Annotated in this window: 19 protein-coding genes; 10 read left to right on the top strand and 9 right to left on the bottom strand. The window is 60.5% G+C overall.

Annotated features, from left to right (window positions below; all coding sequences use genetic code 11):
* Positions 1-292: 292 nt before the first annotated feature.
* Positions 293-1,078: a cyclase family protein gene (locus tag J5289_RS15405; protein ID WP_209184513.1), complete on the bottom strand. Its 786-nt coding sequence runs from the start codon at positions 1,076-1,078 to the stop codon at positions 293-295.
* 335 nt (positions 1,079-1,413) lie between these two features.
* On the opposite strand from J5289_RS15405, the gene J5289_RS15400 reads away from it, so the two are divergent.
* The 4 genes from J5289_RS15400 (at position 1,414) to J5289_RS15385 (ending at position 5,711) form a co-directional block, all read left to right on the top strand.
* Entirely contained in the window at positions 1,414-2,985 is a 1,572-nt protein-coding gene (locus J5289_RS15400) for an NAD(P)/FAD-dependent oxidoreductase (RefSeq protein WP_209184602.1), read from the top strand.
* A gap of 110 nt (positions 2,986-3,095) precedes the next feature.
* The gene (locus tag J5289_RS15395) at positions 3,096-3,611 is read left to right on the top strand and encodes a MarR family winged helix-turn-helix transcriptional regulator (protein WP_111222465.1); all 516 of its coding nucleotides are present in this window, start codon (positions 3,096-3,098) and stop codon (positions 3,609-3,611) included.
* A 381-nt stretch (positions 3,612-3,992) separates the two neighbouring features.
* Positions 3,993-4,190, top strand: coding sequence for a hypothetical protein (locus J5289_RS15390; protein WP_209184512.1), 198 nt, complete (start codon positions 3,993-3,995; stop codon positions 4,188-4,190).
* Between the two features lie 237 nt (positions 4,191-4,427).
* On the top strand, positions 4,428-5,711 hold the full coding sequence (locus tag J5289_RS15385; RefSeq protein WP_209184511.1) for an MFS transporter: 1,284 nt from the start codon (positions 4,428-4,430) through the stop codon (positions 5,709-5,711).
* A gap of 108 nt (positions 5,712-5,819) precedes the next feature.
* On the opposite strand, the gene J5289_RS15380 is transcribed toward J5289_RS15385, so the two are convergent.
* From J5289_RS15380 to J5289_RS15365, 4 genes are all read right to left on the bottom strand, one after another.
* Complete coding sequence (locus J5289_RS15380) at positions 5,820-6,494, bottom strand: amino acid ABC transporter permease (RefSeq protein WP_209184510.1); 675 nt, start codon at positions 6,492-6,494, stop codon at positions 5,820-5,822.
* A gap of 89 nt (positions 6,495-6,583) precedes the next feature.
* Positions 6,584-7,381 (bottom strand): ABC transporter substrate-binding protein, encoded by a 798-nt coding sequence (locus J5289_RS15375; protein WP_209184509.1) that lies wholly within the window; start codon positions 7,379-7,381, stop codon positions 6,584-6,586.
* A gap of 80 nt (positions 7,382-7,461) precedes the next feature.
* Positions 7,462-8,718: a pyridoxal phosphate-dependent aminotransferase gene (locus J5289_RS15370; RefSeq protein WP_209184508.1), complete on the bottom strand. Its 1,257-nt coding sequence runs from the start codon at positions 8,716-8,718 to the stop codon at positions 7,462-7,464.
* Positions 8,719-8,870: 152 nt separating this feature from the next.
* On the bottom strand, positions 8,871-9,632 hold the full coding sequence (locus tag J5289_RS15365; protein WP_209184507.1) for an HpcH/HpaI aldolase/citrate lyase family protein: 762 nt from the start codon (positions 9,630-9,632) through the stop codon (positions 8,871-8,873).
* Between the two features lie 134 nt (positions 9,633-9,766).
* Between J5289_RS15365 and J5289_RS15360 the strand changes: the two genes are divergently transcribed.
* Entirely contained in the window at positions 9,767-10,858 is a 1,092-nt protein-coding gene (locus J5289_RS15360; RefSeq protein ID WP_209184506.1) for an LLM class flavin-dependent oxidoreductase, read from the top strand.
* 9 nt (positions 10,859-10,867) lie between these two features.
* On the opposite strand, the gene J5289_RS15355 is transcribed toward J5289_RS15360, so the two are convergent.
* Both J5289_RS15355 and J5289_RS15350 read right to left on the bottom strand, forming a co-directional pair.
* Positions 10,868-12,148 (bottom strand): cysteine desulfurase-like protein, encoded by a 1,281-nt coding sequence (locus J5289_RS15355; protein WP_209184505.1) that lies wholly within the window; start codon positions 12,146-12,148, stop codon positions 10,868-10,870.
* A 480-nt stretch (positions 12,149-12,628) separates the two neighbouring features.
* Positions 12,629-13,585, bottom strand: coding sequence for a DMT family transporter (locus tag J5289_RS15350; protein WP_209184504.1), 957 nt, complete (start codon positions 13,583-13,585; stop codon positions 12,629-12,631).
* A gap of 111 nt (positions 13,586-13,696) precedes the next feature.
* Here J5289_RS15350 and J5289_RS15345 point away from each other — a divergent pair, with 111 nt between their 5' ends.
* Positions 13,697-14,464: a helix-turn-helix transcriptional regulator gene (locus tag J5289_RS15345; protein WP_209184503.1), complete on the top strand. Its 768-nt coding sequence runs from the start codon at positions 13,697-13,699 to the stop codon at positions 14,462-14,464.
* An 18-nt stretch (positions 14,465-14,482) separates the two neighbouring features.
* Here J5289_RS15345 and J5289_RS15340 read toward each other — a convergent pair whose 3' ends face one another.
* Positions 14,483-15,394, bottom strand: a complete 912-nt coding sequence (locus tag J5289_RS15340; RefSeq protein ID WP_209184502.1) for a LysR family transcriptional regulator — start codon at positions 15,392-15,394, stop codon at positions 14,483-14,485.
* Between the two features lie 171 nt (positions 15,395-15,565).
* Between J5289_RS15340 and J5289_RS15335 the strand changes: the two genes are divergently transcribed.
* From J5289_RS15335 to J5289_RS15320, 4 genes are all read left to right on the top strand, one after another.
* The gene (locus tag J5289_RS15335) at positions 15,566-16,375 is read left to right on the top strand and encodes an alpha/beta hydrolase fold domain-containing protein (RefSeq protein ID WP_209184501.1); all 810 of its coding nucleotides are present in this window, start codon (positions 15,566-15,568) and stop codon (positions 16,373-16,375) included.
* A gap of 59 nt (positions 16,376-16,434) precedes the next feature.
* Positions 16,435-17,637 carry an efflux RND transporter periplasmic adaptor subunit gene (locus J5289_RS15330; RefSeq protein WP_209206482.1) on the top strand — a complete coding sequence of 401 codons (1,203 nt, stop codon included), beginning with the start codon at positions 16,435-16,437 and terminating at the stop codon, positions 17,635-17,637.
* 126 nt (positions 17,638-17,763) lie between these two features.
* The gene (locus J5289_RS15325; protein ID WP_209206483.1) at positions 17,764-20,949 is read left to right on the top strand and encodes an efflux RND transporter permease subunit; all 3,186 of its coding nucleotides are present in this window, start codon (positions 17,764-17,766) and stop codon (positions 20,947-20,949) included.
* A gap of 237 nt (positions 20,950-21,186) precedes the next feature.
* Entirely contained in the window at positions 21,187-22,977 is a 1,791-nt protein-coding gene (locus J5289_RS15320) for a putative bifunctional diguanylate cyclase/phosphodiesterase (RefSeq protein ID WP_374108262.1), read from the top strand.
* A gap of 23 nt (positions 22,978-23,000) precedes the next feature.
* Here J5289_RS15320 and J5289_RS15315 read toward each other — a convergent pair whose 3' ends face one another.
* A complete protein-coding gene (locus J5289_RS15315; RefSeq protein WP_209184499.1) occupies positions 23,001-24,014 on the bottom strand; it encodes a YeiH family protein in 1,014 nt (337 codons plus the stop codon).
* Positions 24,015-24,095: the final 81 nt, after the last annotated feature.

Raw genomic sequence — 24,095 nt, 5'->3', positions numbered from 1 at the left:
AGTGCGCCCAAGTCCTTGGGCGCGGGAGGGCTTGTGGCGGACGGTCAAGTGTTTTTTCACGGCGCAGACGCGCCGTGGCTGGATTCCTGTGACGAGCACAGGAATGAGGGTGGGGGATGTATGGGGCGGCGGCTTGCCTAGCGGCGGAGGGCGGAGGCAGCGATTCTGCTTCCGCCAGTCCCTTCACCGCAGCAGGGCTCGAAAGCGCCCGGTGCCCTTTGGCGGACGCTCTCCCGGGCCAAGAGCCTTGCCGGTGGCGGAGAGAGGGAGCGCCTAGGGGCATGGGCGTCGTCTATTGGGCGATCAGCGCGAGGGCGCGCACGGGGGAGCCGGTGCCGGAGACGATCTTCAGTGGGGCGGCGATGAGAATGGCGCCCTTTGGCGGCAGAAGATCAAGCTGGCAGAGGCTGGCGAGACCGTAACGGTTGTTCTTGTGCATCAGGTTGTGGGCCGGGAAGGGCGGGTTCATGCCACCGGCCGAGCCGGCATCGGTGCCGATAGTTTCCTGGCCCCAGCCGATGATGTCCTTGGTGAGCAGATATTCGATCGCCTCGGCAGTCGGACCCGGCGAATGCGGGCCGTTCTCGTCGGCGTTCAGGAATGTCTCGGTCGAACCGTTGCGCTTGTACCAGTCGGTACGCAGCAATACCCAGGATCCGGCTTCGATGTCGCCGTACTCGGCTTCCCATTCCTTGATGCTGTCGACGGTCAGCAAATAGTCCGGATTGGCGGCTGCCTCCTTCGAGCGATCGATGACATTAACGGGGGCGACGAAGTTTTGCGGTGGGATGGTGTCGGTGGTGTTCTGGGGGTTGTCCTTGCCGGTGATCCAGTGGCTTGGCGCATCGAAATGTGTGCCGGTATGCTCGCCGAGTTCCAGCCAGTTCCAGGCCCAGAACGGCCCATCCTCGTTGTACTCCGAGATGGTGTGGACCTTGACCTTCGGCGTGTTCTTGCCGAACTGCGGCGGCAGGTAGAGCACCGGGGTGTCGGGGCCGAGCGATGCGGTGAGATCGACGACCTTGATGGAGCCCGAAACGAGGGCGGTGGCCAGGCTGGCAAGCGTGTTCGACGTCATTCCTGTGTTCCCCTTGAACGAAAACCGCCGTGCTGGATGGGGCATTGATCTACCCTTCTTGCGCCCAGGCAGGCGGCTGAATGGGGCAAGCCTATGTCACACCATATGATATTGCAAGCATTTGCGGGGCGGCTCGGGCGTCAAGTTTCAGGCCGCCCGACAATTGGGCAAATGCGGACATATGGCCTATAAAACAGGCTATCCAACGGGGTTATTCCAGCCAAATTCCGCATCGTATTGCAGTCCATGACGGGATTTCGAGGCCGCTGCCCTTGATGCCGGCGGCGCAGAATGTATGCATGTGAGGTATAAAATAATAAGGGAACGGAAGGTGGATCATGGCATACGACGCGGTGGTGGTGGGGGCGGGGCATAACGGGCTTGCGGCAGCGGTACATCTGGCCGCCAAAGGCTGGAAGGTTGCGGTCGTCGAAGGCAGCACGACCGCCGGCGGCGCAGTCAAGACTGCGGAGGTGACGCTGCCGGGTTTTCGGCACGATCTCTGCGCCATGAACCTCTCGATGTTTGCGGGCTCGGCATTCCTTGCCCAATACCGGCAGGAGCTCGTCGCCAACGGTCTCGGTTTCGTGCCGGCCGCCGATTGTTTCGCCAGCGTCTTCCGCGACGGCACGTATCTCGGCGTCAGCACCGATCTCGAAAAGACGGCGGCTGCGATTGCGGCCCTTTCGCCGGAGGACGCGGAGGCCTGGCGGGCAATGCTTGCCGAATTCACCACCGATGCGCGGCACATCTTCGGGCTGCTCGGTGCACCCATGCCCTCGCTTGCAGCAGCGAACGTCCTTTGGAAGGCCTGGCGGCAAAAGGGCAGCGGCTGGCTCTACGACACGGTGCGCATGCTGCTTTCCTCCCCGCGCGGTTTCCTCGATGCCCGGTTTCGTCACGCGAAGCTGAAGACGATGATGGCCGCCTGGGGGCTACACCTCGATTTTGCACCGGATGTCGCAGGCGGTGCGCTGTTTCCCTATCTGGAATCGATGGCCAACCAGGCCTTTGGCATGGTCATTGGACAAGGCGGTGCGGATACGATCATCAAGGCGATGACGGGCATGCTGACCGCGCGCGGGGGCGAGATCCTGCTCGGGACGGCGGTGGACAAGGTGCTGGTGTCCGGCGGCAAGGCGACCGGCGTGCTGCTGGCCGATGGTCGTCGGCTGGAGGCGAGCCGCGCCGTCATCGCCAACGTCAATCCGAAGAACCTGTTCGGCAAGCTGCTCGATGCCGATCCGAAACGCCGAGATTTCGATCGCAAGGTCAGCCGGTTCCGTGCCGGACCCGGCACGATGATGATCCATCTGGCGCTGGACAGCCTGCCGGACTGGACGGCCGGAGAGGCGCTGAAGAGCTTTGCCTATGTGCATATCGCGCCTGATCTCGAGATGATGTCGAAAGTCTATGCGGAAGCGGCGGCCGGTCTGTTGCCGATAGAGCCGGCGCTGGTCGTCGGCCAGCCGACCGCTATCGATCCGTCGCGGGCGCCTGCCGGAAAGCATGTGCTCTGGGTGCAGGTGCGGGTTCTTCCGGCCGAGATCCTCGGCGATGCCGCCGGGCAGATCGGCGCGCGCAGCTGGGATGCGGCCAAGGAGGACTATGCCGACCGGGTGATCGATATCATCGAGGCCCATGCGCCGGGCCTGCGGGCCAAGATCCTCGCCCGGACCGTCGTCTCGCCTTTGGACCTCGAGCGCGAAAACCCCAATCTCATCGGCGGCGACAGCCTTTCGGGCAGCCATCACCTGGACCAGAATTTCCTGTTCCGGCCCGTCGCCGGATATTCGCGCTACAGGACGCCTGTCGCCGGCCTCTACATGTGCGGTGCTTCCACCTGGCCGGGGGCTGGAACGGGAGCTGGCTCCGGCTTCCTGCTTGCCCGGATGCTGGCCAAATGAGGCTATCCACTGGCGTGCGACACGGCCCGATCCGAAACCTTTGACATTTCAAATATTGCTTCGTATGCCATGGGAACACGGATTGCGGTCCAGGAATTCGAGCGGGGATCATGGCCGAAGCAGAAAGCGAAACTGTCGACCTGGAGGCGATTGCGCACGGCGCCCAGGATGGCAAGAAGCAGGAACTGCGCCTCTGGCTGCGCATGCTGTCGACCACGAAGCTGATCTCGCAGGAAGTGCGCCGCCGGCTGCGGGCCGAATTCGGCGCGACGCTGCCGCAGTTCGACCTGATGGCGCAGCTTTATCGCGAAAGCGACGGGCTGAGGCTCGGCGAACTCTCAAAACGGACGATGGTCACCAACGGCAACGTCACGGGGCTGGTCGAGCGGCTGGAAATCGACGGTATGGTTCTGCGCGAAACGCCCCACGGCGACCGGCGCGTGACCGTCGCCAAGTTGACGGCCAAGGGCGAAAAGCTGTTCACCGCCATGGCCGCCGCCCACGAAGGCTGGCTGCGCGACATGCTGGGAGACGTAGACCCGTCCATCATCGCAGAACTCTGGACCGACATCGGCACCGTCAAGGCCTCCGTCAGCAACCACCTTTCAGGCGGGGAGTTTGATTAAGAGTCGGCGGCAGAGCAGCAGCCCAATATAGTGGACGTTATTGGCAGTCGATGTCGCATGGCGGCGTCAATTAAAGAGTTTATAGTGGATTTTTCTTCTGTTATTATGTATATTTTGCCTTAGCAGGCCTGCTGTTGTATTATTTACTCTAATAAGTTTCATTTATATATAATATTATAAATATAATTTCGCTTATAAATTACAGCCGGTGCTGGCCTGTTCTCAAAATTTTCGTGAAACATGCATTGTTATCTCTAAAATTTGGCATTGCAAATATAGTTGCAATAATACCACTTTTGCAAATTTGTCCCCAGCTTAAATCTGATGGCTAGCAATTCGCGTTAGTTGTTTGTTAAGCATGAATTTCAGCTAGGGGATGATATGATCGCGGTTTTGAACAGGTTATTTGGGGTTACAGAGAAGTGGGAGCCTTGTGTTGCCACCGGTGTTGTTGAGCTTGAATCCGGCATCTCGCTTGATGGCCCCCTCATGAAGAAATCCTCACCGATGGGTGTTGTTTATCGGGAGATGACTACTGAGGAATACACGGATTATCTTTACTGGCAGGCCATAAAGTGAGCAGGTCGACATTCGCTCAATCGCTTTAATTATTTTATTTCACGACTATATACGTATGAAACACTTCTCTCCGAATTTGACTTGGGCTGCCACTATCAGCTCTATCTACTAACGCATCAAACGGCGCTCCACCAAATCCGCGACACAACTGTAAGTTTCCCTTACAGGGTTGCCAGCCTTTACGCCGGCACTAGGTGACGGGAGGCTGATTGTTATTTTGCGAGGAGGAGACGCGGCATGGTTTCGGAACAGGCACTTATCAGGAAGATCACCTGGCGGCTCATGCCGTTTCTGGGTCTCCTCTACCTCATCGCCTATATCGACCGGCAAAATGTCAGCTATGCGAAGCTCCAGATGGTCGATGCGCTCGGCATGAGCGAATACGCCTATGGCCTCGGTGCGTCCCTGTTCTTCGTCGGTTATTTCATTTTCGAAATCCCTGCAAACCTGTTCCTGACGCGGTTCGGAGCCCGTGTCTGGTTCACGCGGATCATGGTCAGCTGGGGTCTGGTGACGATTGCGCTGGCCTTCACACAGAATATGACGATGTTCTACATCCTGCGCTTCCTGCTCGGCGTCGCCGAAGCCGGCTTCTTCCCGGGCGTGCTGTTTCTCCTGACCCTCTGGTTTCCCCGGAACTATCGAGGGCGCATGGTCGGTCTGTTCATGATCTTCAGCGCCATCGCCAATGCTGTCGGCGCGCCGCTTGGCGGCATGTTGCTGGATCTGCACGGCTTCCTGGGCCTTGCCGGTTGGGAGTGGGTGTTCCTCGCCACCGGTATCCCCGCCGTTGTGGTGGGTCTGGTAACGTTCTTCTATCTGGACGACCGGCCGGAAGAGGCAAAATTCCTCAACGACGCTGAAAAGCTTTGGCTGAAAGAGCGGCTGGCGCAGGAAAACCAGGGCATGGACGGCACCGCAGATGACGGTTTCAAGGCGCTTATCAACCCGCGGGTGATGCTGATGGCTATCTGCTACATCGGCTTCCCGCTGGCAGCCTATGGGCTGAGTTATTGGCTGCCGACCATCGTCAAGGGCTTCGGCGTTACCAACACCGTCAACGGCTTCATCAACATCATCCCTTGGGTGGTCGTGGCGATTGCCCTCTGGGTCGTGCCTGCCGCTGCCGACAAGACGGAAGCAAAGACACCCTACATCGCCGGACCTGCTTTCGTCGGCGCCATCGCCCTGACGCTATCCGCCCTTGTTACTTCGCCGCTGCTGCAGTTCATCTTTCTCTGCATCGCCGCGGCGGGGATTTTTGCCGGGCAGCCGGTGTTCTGGAGCCTGCCATCGCGCTTCCTCCGGGGTGCCGGTGCCGCAGCAGGCCTGGCCGCCATCAACTCGGTCGGTAATCTCGGTGGCTTCATCGCACAGAACGTGGTGCCGTGGATCAGCGATGCCACCGGAAGCAAGATCGTGCCGATGTTCTTCCTTGCCGCATGCCTGGCAGCCGCAGGCGTGCTGGTGATCGTGGTCGAACGCGCGCTTGGCCGTAAGGCAGAAGTCGGCTCGGTGTAGGAGCTGAATGTTTTCCGCTCTGGAGTGCCTTCTTGCGGAGGCACTCCGCAATGATTGCTGGCGGTGCTGTCCAAGAGGCTACGTCTGCCGTCCAGGCAACCGCAGCCTTCAATGGGCCTTTTCGGTCTTGAAGCGCTTTTCCAGCATGCTCACCAGTCGCACCATTGGCCACAACAGGATGATGTAGACGAGTGCTGCGCCGATCAGGGGCGAGGGGTTGGCGTAGAGGGCCTGGGCGTCCTGCGCTTCCTTCAGCAATTCCGGCAGGGCGACGGTTGAGGCCAGCGAGGTATCCTTGAACATCGACACGCAATTGCTGGTCATCGGCGGGATGACTATGCGTATCGCCTGCGGCAAAACCACCTTGTAGAGCGTGACGATGAAGGGCAGGCCGAGGGCCGAGGCCGCCTCGAACTGACCCCTCGCGACACTCTCGATGCCGGAGCGAAAGACCTCGGCGGAGTAGGCGGCCATGACGATGGAAAAGGCGATGACGGCCGATGCCCAGGACGTCAGCCTGATGCCAAGGAACGGCAAGGCATAATAGATCAGGATGAGGACGACGAGGACCGGTGTTGCCCGCAGGATGTCGATATAGCCGACGGCGAGCAGCCGGAATGGTTTCGGCGCATAGAGCCTGACGAGGCTGATGACGAGGCCGAAGGGCACGCCGATGACGATGCTCATCATGCCGAGCAGGATGGTGTTCCACAAACCCCGCAGCAGGGCCGGTATGGACGACATCAGGACGTCGTAGTTGAAGAAGGTCTCGACGAGCGACATGGTATCCACCGGTCTTGCAAGCGTTCAGTCCGTCATATCCATGCCGGCTTCTGGGCGACCGGCATGGATCATGGCAGGTTATGGTTCGATCACGCCTTGGGGATCGGCATTTCGACGACCGTGGAGGAGCCAGCCGGTGCATCGCTGCCGAACCACTTCTTGTGGATCGCCTGCAAGGTGCCGTCTTTTTTCATCGCTGTCAGGGCATCGTTAAGCTTGCCGAGCAGCGGGGAATCCTTCGTCATCATCAGGCCGTACTGTTCGCCTGTCTTGATGCGCTCCTTTACGGCAAAGCCCTTCATCTTGACGAACAGGTATTCCATGCCGGGCACGTCGCTGACCACGGCATCGACCCGGCCGGCGCCGAGATCGAGGAACATTTCCTGCTGGGCATTGTAGCCCTTGACGTCTGCGAAGCCATCTGCGGCCTTATGCTCGTCGACCCATTTTGCACCGGTCGAGCCGGACAGCACGCCGATGGTCTTGCCCTTGAGATCGGCAATGCCCTTGATGGCGCTGTCGGCCTTGGCGGCGATGCCCATGTCGGAATCGTAGTAGGGCTGGGTGAAGGACTGCGACTTCAGCCGCTCCGGCGTGATGGTGATCGACGAGATCGCAACGTCGATGCGCTTGGACGAGGTTCCGGCGAACAGCGCCTGGAAGCCATAGTCGGCGATTTCGGGGGTCATTTCGGCGCGCTTGGCGGCTTCCTTGACGATGTCGACCTCGAAGCCCTCGAAGGTGCCCGAGTCTGTCTTGTACTCAAACGGCGGGTTGCTCGGGTAGGAACCGACGTTCAACGTCTCTGCCGCATGGGCAATGGACGACCCGCCGGCAAGGCTGATGGCGGCGGCGAGCACCAATAGATTACGACGCGTAAGGCTCATGTCTGTTTCCCTCTGGTTATGGACCCGAAGGCATCGTTGGCCCACGGGGGTAGCATCGGCGCGCCCTCAAGGGCTGGCCGTCATGTCATGGCGCCGACCATCCGGTCGAGCGCAGTGCGGATCTGTTCGATGTCGCGGAAGATGCACATGCGCAGGAAGGCGCGGGAGCTGTCTCCGAAGAGATAGCCCGGGGCCAGGCCGACGCGCGAGGTCTCCAGGATGCGGGTGCAGGCAGCGCGGGCATCGCTCTCGCCCTCGAGCGCGAAGAAGGCGTACATGCCGCCGCGCGGTTTTACCGGCAGGACGATTCCCGGAATCTGCGGAAGTTTCTCGTAGGCGAGGTCGAGGCCGGCCTTGATCTTCTGCCTGACATCCTCGACCAGCGGCTCGCCATCCCTGACGGCAGCCAGTGCTCCAGCCTGGATCATGCCGGCCGTTCCGCTGTTGATATACTGCGTCATCGCAGCCAGTTGGTCGGCGACGCCGGAGGGGTGGGTGAGCCAGCCAATGCGCCAGCCGGTCATCGCCCAGGCTTTCGAAAAGCTGTTCACCGAGATCACCCGGTCGCCATCGTCGGCAACCTGGAGGATCGAGGGTGCGACTATGCCTTCGAAATAGAGCCGCGCGTAAACCTCGTCCGAGATGATCCAGATGCCGGTCCGGCGGCTGAATTCCAGCAGCGCCTGCATCTCGTCGCGCGAAGCCGTCCAGCCGGTCGGATTGGATGGTGTCGACAGGCAGATGGCGCGTGTGCGGGCGTCGCAGCGGGCAAACAGCTTGTCGAGATCGAGGTGCCAGTCGGTGTCGAAGTCGAGCGGTACGGGGCGTGGCTCGCCGCCGATCAGATGGATGGCGTTGTGGATGTTCGGCCACTGCGGCGCGACGTAGACGACATTGCTGCCGACATCGACCAGCAGCTGGAGGGCGAGATAAAGCGCCTGCATGCCGCCCGGCGCAATCGTCGTGCGCTGGATCGGAATGTCGCGGTCGTGCAGCCGCGACTGATAGGCCGAAAGGGCTTCGTTGAGCGGACCGGAGCCGCGCATATTGGGGATGTAGAAGGTGGTGCCGTCATCGAGTGCCTGCTTGGCGGCATCGCGGATGAAAGCCGGCGTTACCATGTCGCCTTCGCCATACCAGAGCGGGATCACATCTCCGAGTTCGCGGGCGCGCATGGCGAGTTCGGCAATATTCTCGGTGTGCAGGTCGCGGATCTGGGCGCGGATGCCGTCGAAAGCGTAACGGTCGTTGTCGGCTGCGGGTGATGCTCGTAAAGGCACGGTCTTTTCCTTGAAATTCAGATGTCGGAACGTCGCCGATAGTTTCGGAAGACGCATGGATCACCCCTTGATTTCGAATGGTTATCCAAAACGAAGGGCATTTCAAGAAAAAAATTTGAAGCTTAAAAAGTCTAAGAAAAAAGCATATTTTTGACGTTTGAAAATTGGCTTCAAGTCGTTGATGTTGCTAACTTAAATATCGGTTGTTGCTAAGCGCAAGAATTGCGCGCTTTTGCAGCGTTTTCCGCCATGGCGGCTCCAAGAAACATTGTGTCGCTGGCCAGCAGGAAGAAACTGATGCCGGCCGCCGACCAAGTCGCGATATCCGATGTCGAGGGACGGAAAATGCCAACAGTCCTGCCGGCTGCAAGTGATGTTTCGGTGATGGTGCGGATGGCTTTGTCGAGCCTGTCCTTGCCATCTGGCCCGAGTGCATCGATGGACACCGACAGGTCGCCGGGGCCGATGAAAATGACATCGACGCCCTCGACGGCCGCGATCTCCGCGATGTTGGCAAGGCCTTCAGCCGTCTCGACCTGGATGGCGAGAACGAGCGATCCATTGGCTTTCGCCAAGTAGTCCGGGATGCGGTAGCCGTAGGCTGCGGCGCGACCTGGGCCGACGCCTCGCTCGCCGACCGGCGGGTACCGCGTTGCCATCACTGCGGCCGTGGCCTCTGCGGCATTGGAGATGCGCGGCACCAGCACGCCGGCTGCTCCAGCATCGAGAACGGCGGCGATGGATTCCGGCGCATGGCCGGGCACCCGGACAATTGCAGGCACGCGATGCACGTCGGCGGCGCGAATGAGATCCTCGATGCGCTCGCGACTGATCTGCGCGTGCTCCCAGTCGATGCAGAGAAAATCGACGCCCGCCATCGCCACGACTTCCACCGCGACAGGATGGGGGATGGCCGAAAACGTGCCGATCAGCGGAGCGCGGTCGAGGCAGCGCTGGCGAAAACTGGTCATGGTGGATCCCCGGATGGCGGCATTGGTTTGTTCACCGATAAACCTAAACGCAAAGTCTGCGAAAGCGAAATCTATTTTAGGCTTGAAATATTTTATCCTGCACGTAGCCTGACTGATAAGGTGAGGGAGAAACCATGATCAAGCAGCATCCGCTCAAGGGGCCGAATAGGCTGAAGCTTGGCGTGTTTTCGACCAATGCCGATGGTGGGCTGGCGATCACCGATGTGCCGGAGCGGTGGACGGCAAGCTGGGAGGATAATCTTGCTGCGGCAAAGATCGCCGACCGCGCCGGGCTGGAATTCCTGCTGCCGATTGCCCGCTGGCGCGGTTTCGGTGGCCGCAATCGGGTGCGCGAATGGTCGTTCGAGACTTTCACATGGGCAGCGGCGCTGGCCGCCTCGACCAAGCAGATCGGCCTGTTCATGACAGTCCACGTGCCACTCGTTCATCCGCTTTACGCCGCAAAATCGCTGGCGACGGTCGACCATGTCAGCGGCGGCAGGGCAGGCCTCAACATCGTTTGCGGCTGGAACCCGAAGGAATTCGGCATGTTCGGCACGCCGCTGGTCGAGAAGGGCTATGATCAGGCAGCCGAGTGGCTCGATATTGTCGAGCGCGCCTACGGCCCCGATCAGCCCTTCGATTTCAACGGTGTCTACTACAGCCTGAAGGATGCAGTCAGCCGGCCGGCAAGCCTGCAAATACCTCGCCCGGTGACCATGAATGCAGCATTCGGCGGTCCGGGTCGAGATTTCGCCGCAGCCCATTGCGATTACCTCTTCACCACGTTCACGGAGATGGCGGATGCCGGAAAGCCGGTTGCCGATATCCGCGAGCGGGCGGAGGCCAAAGGCCGAGATGTCGGCGTCTACACCGTCTGCCATGTCGTCTGCCGCGAGAGCCGGCAGGAAGCGCAGGATTATTACGTGCGCTACGCCGTCAACATGGCCGATCACGAGGCGGTCGATGCCCATATGGCAGGCAAGAAGGAGTTCTCACAATCGCATGATGCCGGAGCCTATGATCGCTATCGCCAACGCTTTGCAGGCGGTGCCGGCAGCTATCCGCTGATCGGGACGCCGGAGAGCATCGCCGCTGAAATGATCGAGGTCAGCGAAAAAGGCTATGCCGGCATAGCCCTTTCCTTCGTCAACTACACGCAGGAACTGCCATATTTCTGCGACCGCGTGCTGCCGATCCTGCAGCAGGCGGGGTATCGGATGTGAGAATGCATTTCACCGATGGCGGGCGATGATGTTGCCGAGGACCAGGTCGAAGCGGGCGGCTTCTGCCAGGGTGTTGTAGTGCACCATGGAAATCCTGAGCGCACCCTGTTCCATGGTCAGCCCGAGACGTCTCATCAGACGCGGGGCGAACATGTGGCCGTCGCGCAGGCCGATGCCGGCTTCGCCCATCTCACCGGCAATCTGCTGGGGCGTGATGCCGGGGATGTTGAAGCATATTGTCGGCACGCGACCGGCAATGTTGGTCTCGTCGGAGATGCCGTAGATCACTGCGCCGTGACGCTTGAGGATTGCCAGCAATTCGCGCGACAGGGTCGTTTCATAGGCGCGGATGGCGCCCATGGCGGCGGCTATGGCAGCGCGTCGGGAGTGTTCTCCGGCGGGCAGGAAGCGGCGGCCGAGGGTTTCTAGATATTTGACGGCAGCGTTCATGCCGGCCACGTTCTCGTAGGCGAAGGTGCCGACCTCGATCTTGTAGGGCGGGACATCCGGAATGAAGTCTTCCTTGAACGTCGGCAGCTTGACCAGCGCATCGTAGCGGCCCCAGAGGAAACCCATGTGCGGCGAGAAATTCTTGTAGCCGGAGCAGACGAGATAGTCGCAGTTCCAGTCCTGCACGTCGATCAGGCCGTGCGGGCCGTAGTGGACGCTGTCGAGAAAGACTTCGGCGCCGGCCGCATGGGCCAGCTGCCCGACCGTCTTGACATCGACGATGGTGCCGATCGAATGGGCCGTGACGGTGCAGGCTACTAGGCGGGTGCGCTCCGAGAGGAGCGGCTTCAAGTCATCCGTATGCAGCGTACCGTCTTCGCGCATGTGCCACCAGACGATCGTTGCGCCATCGGCCTCCAGCGCCATCCAGGTGGCGATGTTTGCGTCATGGTCCATGTCGGTGACGATGATCTCGTTGCGTGTCTCCAGCATCCTGGCAATGCCAAGGCTAACGAGCCGGATGAAAGATGTGGCGTTCAGGCCGAAGGAGATTTCTTCCGGTCGGTAGGCGTTGACGAGCAAGCCAACGGTCTCGCGTGCCTCATCGAGATTACGGTCGACACCTTGGCTGTGCTGGTATTTGGCCATGCGCTGGACGTTGAAGTCGATGAGGTGGTTTGCAACCGCGTCGACAACAGCCTGCGGCACCTGCGCGCCGCCGGCATTGTCGAGAAAGACAAAATCGCCGGCCTTCTGCAGTGCTGGAAACATGCCGCGCAGTTCCTCGACCGGAAAGCCGTTTTCGCCGGTAAACGTCGTGTCGGAAGCTGCAGCGTTCATGGGTGTCTCGCGGGGGGGCGCCGTTTCGTTTGGTCGGTTTGAGGCGGGGTCCCCTGCCGTCTCGCAAGCATATGATCACGAGATATTTTATAGTTCAACTAAATTCGCGGCTGGTCTTGGGATCGGCTCGGTGAGCTCGATACTGTACTTGCAAAACTGGTTGTTTCGACATATCTTGGAGTGGTGGACGGAGCGCTAACTCCACCCACCGTTTTGTTTATGATAAAAAGTTAACCCGCACCGTCATTGACCAGCCTGTGCGGGTTTTTCTTACCACAAACGTGAAACTAAGCGGTATATACCACATAGATCACCTCCGTTTTCAGTAACGAGGCCCTCGCCTGGGTCGAGGAGGCCCGTCTTCCTCGATGCACCGCTGGCCACGGTGCCTGCTGCTTTCGCTACCGACTCTATCAGGCATAGTCGAAGTAGATGAGGGTAAGATAGAAAAATCGCCTTAAGATTGCATTCGGTGGAAGATCACGACCTGTGTTGAGCAGGGTTGGTGACGGCTTTTGTCATTATGCGAGAGGGCTTGCGCTGGCGAAGGCCGATGCCGACGCCCGCTAGTGCAAGCGCACCACCGATGGCGTGGTAGGCGTGCAACTCCTCTTTCAGGATAGCCCAGGCGAGAATGGCGACGACGACCGGCAGCAGGTTGATGAAGAGGGCGGTGCGGGCGGCGCCAAGGCTGCGGATCGCTGTCATCCAATAGAGTGGCGCGATCAGGGATGTGGGGATGGCGGCGTAGAGGATGAGCGGCAGGTTTGCCGTCGTGATCGGCGAAATCGTCCCCATCAGCCAGACGGGAACTAGCATCAAGGTCGCAAAGGCGATCTGCCAGAACAGCTGCAGCCAGAGCGACAGCGGAATTGTCCAGCGCTTCAGCAGAACGCCGTAGAGCGAGTTTGCTGCTATCGCGATCAGCATAAGGCCATCGCCGATGTGAAATCCACCGGTCAGAAGCGTGGCGGGGTCGCCGTGCGACGTGAGATAGACAAGGCCGGCGAGCGAGACGCCGCCGCCGGCGAGGCGGTTGAACGACAGTCTTTCGGCGGCAAGCAGGCTTGCAAGCAGCGCCGACATCAGCGGCATCAGTGCCAGCATAACGCCCATGTTGACGGCGGTCGTGGTCTTCGCCGCCTCATAGGCAAGGCTCTGGTAGACGACCATGCCAAGCGCTCCTAGCACTGCCAGTTGCAACCAGTGACGCGCCGCGACGGCTCGCTGTTGCCAGGCTACCTTGGCGACAAAGGGCAGCAGGACGAGGAGAGCGATCAGCCAGCGGTAGAATGCGATCGATCCCGGAGCGATGACGCCGAATGCCGCCTCCGTGACAATGACGTTGCCGGACCAGATCAGCACGGTTGCAAACGGCGCGAAGGCCGAAGCCGGGGTCAGCGGCGTCGCTGTCTCGATGGATTTTCCGTCGGCCATGGATGTTCCCGCAAAACGAATAAGGGAGATGCCTGCTGCAGGGGTGTGTTTAGCGTTTGTCCGATTAGTGGTATATAGCGAATTCCAGAAAGCCAGTCCCGGAATTCCGCCATGTCCGCTCGATCGCCACGCCTTGACGGAGAGCCGCCAGCCCCGGTTTCCTTCCGAACCGAGAGTTACGTTGGAGGTACGGTCTTTCCGGCCAAGAGCCAGGAGTGGGGCGAGCTGAACTATGCGCTTGTCGGCGTCGCGGAACTGGACATCGAAGGTATCCGCTATCTCTCCCCACCGCATTACGGCATATGGCTGCCGCCCTACACCCTGCATGAAGCGTGGATCAGGCATGATGTTCGCTACGTCACGGTGTATGTCGCGCGGGAGTTGTGTGCGGATCTGCCGCCCGTTCCGCAGACGCTCAGCCTCAGTCCGCTGTTGAAGGCTATACTGGCGGACTTTGCGATCCGCGACGTCGGCGTGCCACAAACGACGGAGGATCTACGGCTGGCGCAGGTGCTGGTCGACCAGATACGGCTGGCGGAGCGCTGCGAAAGCTATCTGCCGCTTTCCGTCGATGCGTTGCTTGGACCCGTTTTGTCTGCCTTGCAGGAGGCGCCCGGCGATCGCCGGTCCCTGGAAGAATGGGCGCGGATGATGAAAACCACCGAGCGGACGCTTTCGAGGCGATGCCAGGACGAGCTGGGAATGTCGTTCAACGACTGGCGGCAGCGATTGAAGCTGGTTGCGGCGCTGGCGATGCTCGAAGCCGACATGCCGGTGCGGCAGGTGGCGCAAGAATTGGGCTACGGCAGCGCCTCGGCCTTCATTGCCATGTTCCGACGCCTGACAGGCAGCAGCCCCACCCAGATGCGGCGCAGGTGACGCTGCCGATGCCATGTATCAGAGATCGCCGATGCGGGAGGTGACCAGCAGCTTTGCCAGCCAGTCGACGAAGACGCGGACCTTGTTGCTGAGATGCCGGTTCGGCGGATAGACGATGTGCAGGGGCAAGGGGTCGCGGTGCCAATCAGGAAGCATTCGCACAAGCTTCCCATCCGCCAACGCTTCGCGGATCATGAAGGCAGGAGCCTGGATGATGCCGAGACCGCTCAGAGCCGCGTTGACGAAGCTTCTGCTATCATTGACCGACAGGATGTATGTGGGGCTGATCTCGAACGTCTCATTGGCACGGGAGAACTCGAACGGTATCGTCTTTCCCGTCTGGGCGCGAAAGTAGCTGACGGCGAAGTGTCCGGTTTCGATGTCTTGAGGGGACTGAAGCGTGCCGAATTTTTCGATGTAACGCGGTGACGCGCAGGTGACCATCGGAATTTCGCCGACGCGCCGGGCAATCAGGGACTGATCCGTGGGGGTGCCTGCGCGCAGGGCGCAATCGACGTTCTCGGCGAGATAATCCACCAGCCGGTCGCCGACACCCATGTCGATGCGGATATCGGGATAGCGCAGGTGGAAGTCGCACAGCGCCGGGATAACGATCTCGTCGGCAAAGGCGCCAGCCATTTCGACCCGCAGCCGGCCGCTCGGCAGGCTCTGCGAATTGCTGACGCTGCCGTCGAGCTCCTCGATTTCCGAAAGGATCTGGATCGCGCGCTCGTAGTAAAGGGCGCCGTCGGTGGTCACCATGACACGGCGGGTCGTGCGGTTCAGCAATTTCGTGTGCAGGTGCTGTTCGAGCCCCTGGATGAGTGTCGTTACCGTCGCCTTCGGCATCGACAGGGTCGTGGCTGCGCGCGTGAAATTGCCGGTTTCGACAACACGGGCGAAAGCGCGCATGGCGGAAAGCTGGTCCATCCTGTAATAATCCTGAGCCGGTTTACGGAAAGCTGCCCATTGTTCGAGATCGTGAATAGTCTGATCGAATATAGGGGACTTATCTGTAAAACGGAATAACAATATGTTCCACCCAAGAGATGAGGCGGAATTGATCTCGTTTGATCGGTCCACTCAGTTGGGAGCCCCTCGATGCGTGCCCCGTTTAAGGAAGTTGTGTTGGAAGGCGTGGCTACAGGTCCGGTTTCCGCACGTGTGTTCTGTGACTCGCTTGACGACAAGAATGCGCCGGTCGTGCTATATCTTCACGGCGGCGCGTTTCTGGACAAGGCGGTCTATGTCGGCCGTCCGGTTGCGGAGTGCCTGGCAGATGCCGGTGCCATCGTCGTTGACGCGGATTGCAGTGGGCCGACCGACAACGGTTTTCCGAAGTCGCTCGAATATGCCTACGGCGTACTGGAATATCTTGCCCGCAAGCGCGAGCTGGGTGGCAAGAAGTCGCTATTGCTTGTTGCCGGCGAAGAGTCGGGCGGAAACCTTGCGGCTGGCGTCGCTCTAAAGGCGCGCGACCAGATGCCAGGGATGCTTGACGGACAGGTGCTGATCTCGCCTCTGCTCGACCCTTTCATGGGCAGCAAGTCGTTTCAGTGCGCCGACAAGAGCGGGATGCGTGAACGCTGGAGCGAGGGCTGGAACCACTATCTGGGTTTCCTCGGTGGTGTCTGCCATCCCTATGCCGCGCCGCGGTTCTGTTCGCGGCTTTCAGGCGTGGCGCCGACCTTGCTGCTGACGGCGGAGGATGATCCGTTGCGCGACGAGAGCGTGGAATATGGAAAATTGCTGGAAAAGGCAGGCGTTTCTGTCCAGCAGCGTATCCTGTCCGCCGGTATGGGCTGGGCAAGAATTTATGGCGGACAATCGGCCGACGAGCAAACTTGGCAGGGTGATATCTGCAAGAGTTTCAAGAGCTTCGTAGACGATATTCGTGTTCGGCCTGGCTGATTAGAGCCAGTGATCTGCAGCCCGGGATCCCAAGCCGGGGCTGAAAAGGAGAGAATGCAATGACAACCAAAGACAAGCGCTGGGCCCTGTGGGGCGCCGGCATAAGCCTTGCTGCGTCCGTTTTCGGGGCAGCCTTCTATCTCGACCTGCCGCGCGGTGCGGTTGCCAGTGAGCCTGCCAAGGCTGCGGCGCCTGCGGCCGTTCCGGTGACAGTCGCTACGGTTGCGGCTGCGGATGTCACGGCCTGGGAGGAGTTTTCCGGGCGGCTCGAAGCGATCGAACGGGTGTCCATCCGTCCGCGCGTTGCCGGTGCCATCCAGTCGGTCAATTTCCGCGAGGGCGCACTCGTCAAACCCGGCGACCTGTTGCTGACCATTGATCCGGCGCCTTATCTGGCGGCCGTAGCCCAGGCAAAGGCGCAGGTCGAGGCCGCCGCTTCGCGCGTCGATCTTGCCAAACTCGAGCTCGACCGCGGTCGTCGCCTTTCCGACAACAAGACGATTTCGCAGAGCGACCTCGACACAAGGGCGAGCGCCTATTCAGAAGCGCAGGCGAATGTTCAGGCGGCCCAGGCAGCCCTGCACACCGCCCAGCTCAACCTCGACTACACGCAGGTCCGCGCACCGATTGCCGGTCGTGTCGGCAAGCTTGAGGTGACTGTTGGCAATCTCGTCGCTGCTGGCTCGGCGTCGCCGGCGCTGACGACGCTGGTTTCGGTCGATCCGATCTACGCAAGCTTCAATGCCGACGAGCAGGCCGTGACCAGCGCCCTCGGACAACTGACGGCCAATGACGGCGTTGCGCCGCCAGTCGAGCAGATCCCGGTTGAGATCGGTACGACACGCGACAGCGGCACGCCGATCACCGGCAAGCTGCAACTGATCGGCAACGAGGTCGATACGGCCAGCGGCACCATCGGTGTGCGCGCCGTCTTTGCCAATCCGGGCGGCCATCTCATCCCCGGGCAGTTCGTTCGGGTGCGAATGGGCCAGCCGAAGTCTGAAAACAAGATCGTCATCAACGACAGGGCCGTGGGCACCGATCAGGACAAGAAGTTCGTGTTTCTTGTCGGCGCCGACAACAAGCTCGTCTATCGGCAGGTGACGCTCGGCGATCTCAATGACGGCCAGCGCATCGTCGAATCGGGCCTCAAGGTCGGCGACCGGATCGTCGTCAACGGCCTGCAGCGGGTGCGCCCGGGTGCACTTGTCGATCCGCAGCCTGAACAGAAGCCCGAGCAGAAGGTCGCCGCTTCGAAGTAGGCGCCTTGAAGACCGGGAGGGGGCCTCCCGGTCAGTTAAAAATTGCAAATGGCATGAGACCTGCGGCGGAGTTGCCGCGTGGTCCTGCGCAGTGCGTCCACCGTTATCCCTGGAGAGGGCCACATCATGAACATGTCTCGCTTTTTCGTCGACCGACCGGTGTTTGCTGGTGTGCTGTCGGTCCTGATCCTCGTCGGAGGATTGATCGGCATGGGGCTGCTGCCGATTTCGGAATATCCGGAAGTCGTGCCGCCGTCGATTGTCGTTACCGCGCAATATCCGGGCGCCAACCCGAAGGTCATATCCGAGACGGTGGCAACGCCGATCGAAGAGCAGATCAACGGCGTCGAGGGCATGCTCTACATGTCCAGCCAGGCCACATCCAACGGCCTGATGACGCTGACTGTCACCTTCAAGCTCGGCACCGACCCGGACAAGGCGCAACAGCTGGTGCAGAACCGCGTTTCGCAGGCCGAGCCAAGGTTGCCGCAGAACGTCCGCGATCTCGGCATCAACACCGTCAAGAGTTCGCCCGACCTGATGATGGTCGTGCATCTGGTGTCGCCGGATAATCGCTACGACATCACATACTTGCGCAACTATGCGGTCCTTAACGTAAAGGATCGGCTTGCACGCATCCAGGGCGTCGGCCAGGTCGAGATCTTCGGCTCGGGCGACTATGCCATGCGCGTCTGGGTCGATCCGCAGAAGACCGCCGAGCGCGGGCTTGCGGCCGACGATATCGCCAATGCCATCCGGGCGCAGAACGTTCAGGCTGCCGCCGGCGTCATCGGCGCTTCTCCGAACCTTACCGGCATCGACGTGCAGCTCAACGTCAATGCACAGGGTCGCCTGCAGACGCAGGAGGAGTTCGGCAACATCATCGTCAAGAGCGGCACCAATGGCGAGATCACCCGCCTGCGCGATGTCGCCCGCGTCGAGCTCGGTGCATCCGACTATTCGCTGCGCTCGCTGCTGGACGGCAAGTCGGCTGTCGCAATCCCAGTTTTCCAGGCGCCCGGCTCCAACGCCATCACCATCTCGGACGAGGTCCACAAGACCATGAACGAGCTGCAGCAGGCGATGCCTGACGGCGTGAAGTACGAGATCGTCTACGATACCACCGAGTTTGTCCGCACCTCGATCGACAAGGTCGTGCACACGTTGCTCGAAGCCATCGCGCTGGTTGTCGTTGTCGTCATCCTATTCCTGCAGACATGGCGGGCGTCGATCATTCCGCTGGTGGCAGTGCCGGTGTCGATCATCGGTACCTTCGGCGTCATGTATATGTTCGGCTTCTCGATCAATGCGCTTAGCCTCTTCGGGCTGGTGCTGGCCATCGGTATCGTCGTCGACGACGCCATCGTCGTGGTCGAAAATGTCGAGCGCAATATCGAGAACGGCCTGTCGCCGAGGGATGCCACCTACCGGGCCATGAAGGAAGTGTCGGGCCCGATCGTTGCCATCGCCCTGGTGCTGGTCGCAGTGTTCGTGCCGCTCGCCTTTATCTCCGGCCTGTCCGGCCAGTTCTATCGGCAATTCGCGCTGACGATCGCCATTTCGACGGTGATCTCCGCGTTCAACTCGCTGACGCTGTCGCCGGCGCTGGCCTCGCTGCTGCTCAGGGACCACCATGCCCCGAAGGACTGGCTGACGCGGGTGATGGACAAGGGCCTTGGCTGGTTCTTCCGTGGATTCAACACGGTCTTCCAGCGCGGTTCAAATGGCTATGGCCGTGGGGTCGGCGGCATCCTGTCGATGAAAAGCGTCGTCATGGTCGTCTATCTCGCCCTGATCGGTGCCACCTACTTCCTGTTCCAGGCGGTGCCGGGCGGGTTTGTGCCGGCCCAGGACAAGCAGTATCTGATCGGTTTTGCCCAGCTGCCGGATGCGGCCAGTCTCGACCGGACGCAGAATGTCATCGAGCGCATGAGCGAGATCGCGATGAAGGAACCGGGCGTCGAGCATTCGATCGCTTTCCCCGGCCTGTCGATCAACGGCTTTACCAACTCCTCGAATGCCGGCGTTATCTTCGTCAAGCTGAAGCCGTTCGAGGAGCGTACGACACCCGATTTGTCGAGCGGCGCCATCGCCATGCAGTTGAACAAGAAGTTCGGCGGCATCCAGGAAGCGTTCATCGCTATGTTCCCGCCGCCGCCCGTGCAAGGTCTCGGCACCACCGGCGGCTTCAAGCTGCAGCTGGAGGACAAGGCGGGGCTTGGCTACCAGGCCCTAGACGAAGCCAACAAGGCGTTTCTGGCCAAGGCCTATCAGGCGCCTGAGCTTGCGGGTCTGTTCTCGAGCTTCCAGATCAACGTGCCGCAGCTTTACGCCGACCTTGATCGCGCCAAGGCAGAGCAGCTGGGTGTCTCGGTAACGGATGTCTTCGACACGCTGCAGATCTATCTCGGCTCGCTCTACGTCAACGACTTCAACGCTTTCGGCCGCACCTACAGCGTCCGGGTGCAGGCGGATGCGAAGTTTCGGGCCCATCCCGGTGATATTGGGCAGTTGAAGGTGCGCTCGTCGACAGGGCAGATGATCCCGCTTTCGGCGCTGCTGAAGGTCGAGGCCAGCACCGGACCTGAGCGGACGACGCGCTACAACGGCTTCCTGGCTGCCGACATCAACGGCGGCGCAGCCCCCGGATTTTCATCCGGCCAGGCGCAGGCAGCAGTCGAGCGGATTGCGGCCGACACTCTGCCAAAGGGTATCGGCTATGAGTGGACGGACCTGACCTACCAGCAGATCATCGCCGGCAATTCCGGACTGATCATCTTCCCGCTGGCCTTGCTGCTCGTGTACCTCGTGCTTGCCGCGCAGTACGAAAGCCTCGCCCTGCCGCTGGCGATCGTCATGATCGTGCCTATGGGTGTCTTTGCGGCGCTAACCGGTGTGTGGCTGATGGGCGGTGACAACAACATCTTCACCCAGATCGGGTTGATGGTGCTGGTCGGGCTATCGGCGAAGAACGCCATCCTGATCGTCGAATTTGCCCGCGAGCTGGAGTTTGTCGGCAGGACGCCCGTTCAGGCTGCCATGGAAGCCAGCCGTCTGCGACTGCGGCCGATCCTGATGACCTCGATGGCCTTTATCATGGGCGTCGTGCCGCTGATCACCTCGACGGGTGCGGGCGCCGAGATGCGTGCGGCCATGGGCGTGGCGGTATTCTCCGGCATGATCGGGGTGACATTCTTCGGCATCTTCATGACGCCGGTGTTCTATGTGTTGATCCGCAAGCTATCGGGCAACCGTCCGCTGAAGCAGCATGAAGAGCATAACGCCGAGATCATCCGGATTGCTGCCGAATAAAAGTTGCCTGTTCGGCGCTTGACCTCCTCGAACAGACAGAATGGGCGGATCCGCAAGGGTCCGCCCATTGTCGTTTCTGGAATAAGATATATCTTCGTTTGAGGATCAAGGCACGGAATGCCATGGCTTTGCCCGTCTGATGTATCACGAAGATAGACGCTCGCGTTTCCTGTGTTTATTAAAATTAGCTAATTAAAAGCTATGTGATCTGATGTCGGCAAGGCGTGTCACATTGCCTTGGCGTCGGGAGGAGCGGCGATCGCGAAACCATCTATCGATGCAGGTCGGACAGAGCAGGAGTTCCAGGATCTCGTGAGGAGATTGGAGCTGGCGCTGGAGACATCGCAAATTGGTGTCTGGGAGCATGATCTTCGGGATGACACCGTCGTCTGGGACCTTTCCATGCACAGGCTCTACGGGACAGGCCTGTCGGGCAGAGTGACCGGTGACATCTGGCTGAATGCGGTTCATCCCGACGACCGCGACAGGGCCTCTGCCGAATTCGATGCAGCCGTGGCCTCCAGAGGCCGATACAACTCACATTTCCGCATCATTCTCGCCGACGGCCAGACGCGCCACATCCGCTCGAGCGCGCGTTTCTACGAGGGGCCGGACGGTTCCCTGTCAATCATCGGCGCCGAGTGGGACGTCACCGCCGATGTCATCCTGACCCGTGAGTTGGCGGAGCAAAAGTCGGTGGCAGAGGCGAGGGCGGTTGCGGTCGAGCGCAGCAAGGGGTTGGTCGAGCACGCTGCCAACCACGATTATCTCACCGGCTTGCCCAATCGCCGCTATTTCGACCGCCGTCTTGCCGAACTGTTGAGCGATCCGACGGTCGAGAGCCTCGCTGTGATCCATATCGATCTCGACCGGTTCAAGGAGATCAACGACAAGCTTGGCCATGCCGCCGGCGACGCAATGCTGAAGGCCACCGCCGCGCGTCTTTCCGGCGCCGTTTCCGGAGCGAGCATGGTTGCCCGCATCGGCGGCGACGAATTCGTGATCCTGCTGACCAACGTGGCCGAGGCCGGCGCGCTGGAGACGCTGGCCGACGGCGCCCTCTCTGCGCTGCGCGCCGATGTGCCTTTCGCAGCCGGCGTCGTGCAGACGAATGCCTCGGTCGGTATCGCCTGGAACATGACGTCAAAGGCCGGGAATATTCTGGCGGAATCCGATCTGGCGCTGTACCAGGCGAAGAAACTCGGTCGCAACAGGGTGCAGTTTTTCAGTGCGAAGCTGCAATCCGATTTGCTGGGCAAAAGGCAATTGGCCGGCGACCTCAAGCTGGCACTGCAGCGCCATGAAATCATCCCCTATTATCAAGTGCAGGTGGATGCGCGCACGCGGCGCATCTTTGGCCTCGAGGCCCTGGCGCGCTGGAAGCATCCCGTGCATGGCCTGATGCTTCCGGGGACCTTCCTCAAGGTTGCCCAGGAATACGGTCTGGAAGCCGAAATTGATGCCGCGGTTCTGGAGCAGGCCCTTGCTGACTACGGACGATGGCGGGCGGAAGGTATCGTGCCGCCGCGCATTGCGGTCAATGTGTCTGCCAAACGGCTCAACGACCCGCAACTGATCCAGAAATTGAACAGGCTCGATATCCCTCCGGAATCTATCGTTTTCGAGCTGGTTGAAACGATTTTCCTCGATGATTGCGAAGATATCGTCGTCTCGAACATCGCGGGTCTGAAGACGCTAGGTGTCGATATCGAGATAGACGATTTCGGGTCGGGGCATGCGTCGCTGATCGGCTTGGTCAGCTTGCGGCCGAAGCGGCTGAAGATCGATCGCCAGCTTGTCACCAACATTACCGTGTCGGAAGAACAGCGGCGCCTTGTCGCGTCGATCGTCGAGATTGCCAAGACACTGAATGTCGAAGTCATTGCCGAGGGTGTCGAATCCGAGGAGCATGCCCGGGTGCTGGGAGAGATCGGTTGCGACGGTTTGCAGGGTTTTGCTCTGGGTTATCCGAGCCCGGCAGCTGACATCTTCATGCTGCTGTCAAAGATGCCAGCAGACAGCGCATAGACCACGCTGAAGACGCAGGCGTTCTACTGGATCTGCAGAAACGTGATGACGATCCAACTCAGCCCGCCGAGAACGAGCAACGATAGCGTCGCTGCCGCGATCACCCGGCCACCGGCGTGGCCGACGACCCGAACGTCCACCGACAATCCCAGTGCTGCCATGGCGACCAGCGTCAGCGTGTTGGAGACTAGGTTCATCGGTACAAAGGCAACCTCCGGGATGAGGCCGAATGAACGCAAGCCCATCATCAGCACGAAGCCGACGATGAACCACGGTACGATGGAGTGGTGCTGTGCCGGGAGTTCCGTCTTCACGCCCTTCATCATCGTGCCGATCATGACGATGACGGGGCCGAGCATCAGCACGCGCACGAGCTTGACCAAGGTGCCCGTCTGGACGGCCAGCAAGCCGGCAGGTGCCGTTGCAGCCAGCACCTGCGGGACGGCATAAACCGTCAAGCCGGCAAGCACGCCGTATTGCGACGGGCTGAGACCCGCCCTGACGAACAGCACCGGCAGCAGGAACACCGCGAAAACGCCGAGCACGGCGGTGAAGGCCAGTGCGGCAGTGATTTCCTCGGCGTCGGCCTCGATGACCGGCGCTACGGCGACAATGGCAGAGTTGCCGCAGATGGCATTGCCGCAGGCGATCAGCGTCGCCAGCTTGCCCGGAAGCCCCAGCAGCCTGCCGATGGCGTAACTGATGGCTATCGACAGCAGGACCAGCCCGGCAATCGCGCCGATCAACGGTAACCCGGCACCCCGGATTGCCGACAGGCTGATCGATGCACCCAGCAGCACGATAGCCACTTCCAGCAGGATCTTGGCGCTGAAATCGATACCCGCGCGCATCGAGGGCATGTGCGGCAGTGCGGTTCGAACGGCGATGCCGAAGCCAATCGCCAGGATGAGACCTTCGATCCATCGGCCGCCAAGCAGCACAACCTCAAGCTTTTCGACCGCCACTGCAGCCAGTGCGACGGCAAGACAAAGTGCCAATCCCGGCAGGATGTGACGTGAGCGCGAGGCGATAGACATGGGTCACCTTCTTTGGTCTGGTGCCCGGACTGTCCTACAGCGAGTTGTAGATTTCCATCGAATATTATGGCATGTTTCGTT

Source organism: Rhizobium sp. B230/85 (assembly GCF_019355735.1).
GTDB lineage: Bacteria > Pseudomonadota > Alphaproteobacteria > Rhizobiales > Rhizobiaceae > Rhizobium > Rhizobium rhododendri.
This window is presented reverse-complemented; position numbering and strand designations above follow the sequence as displayed.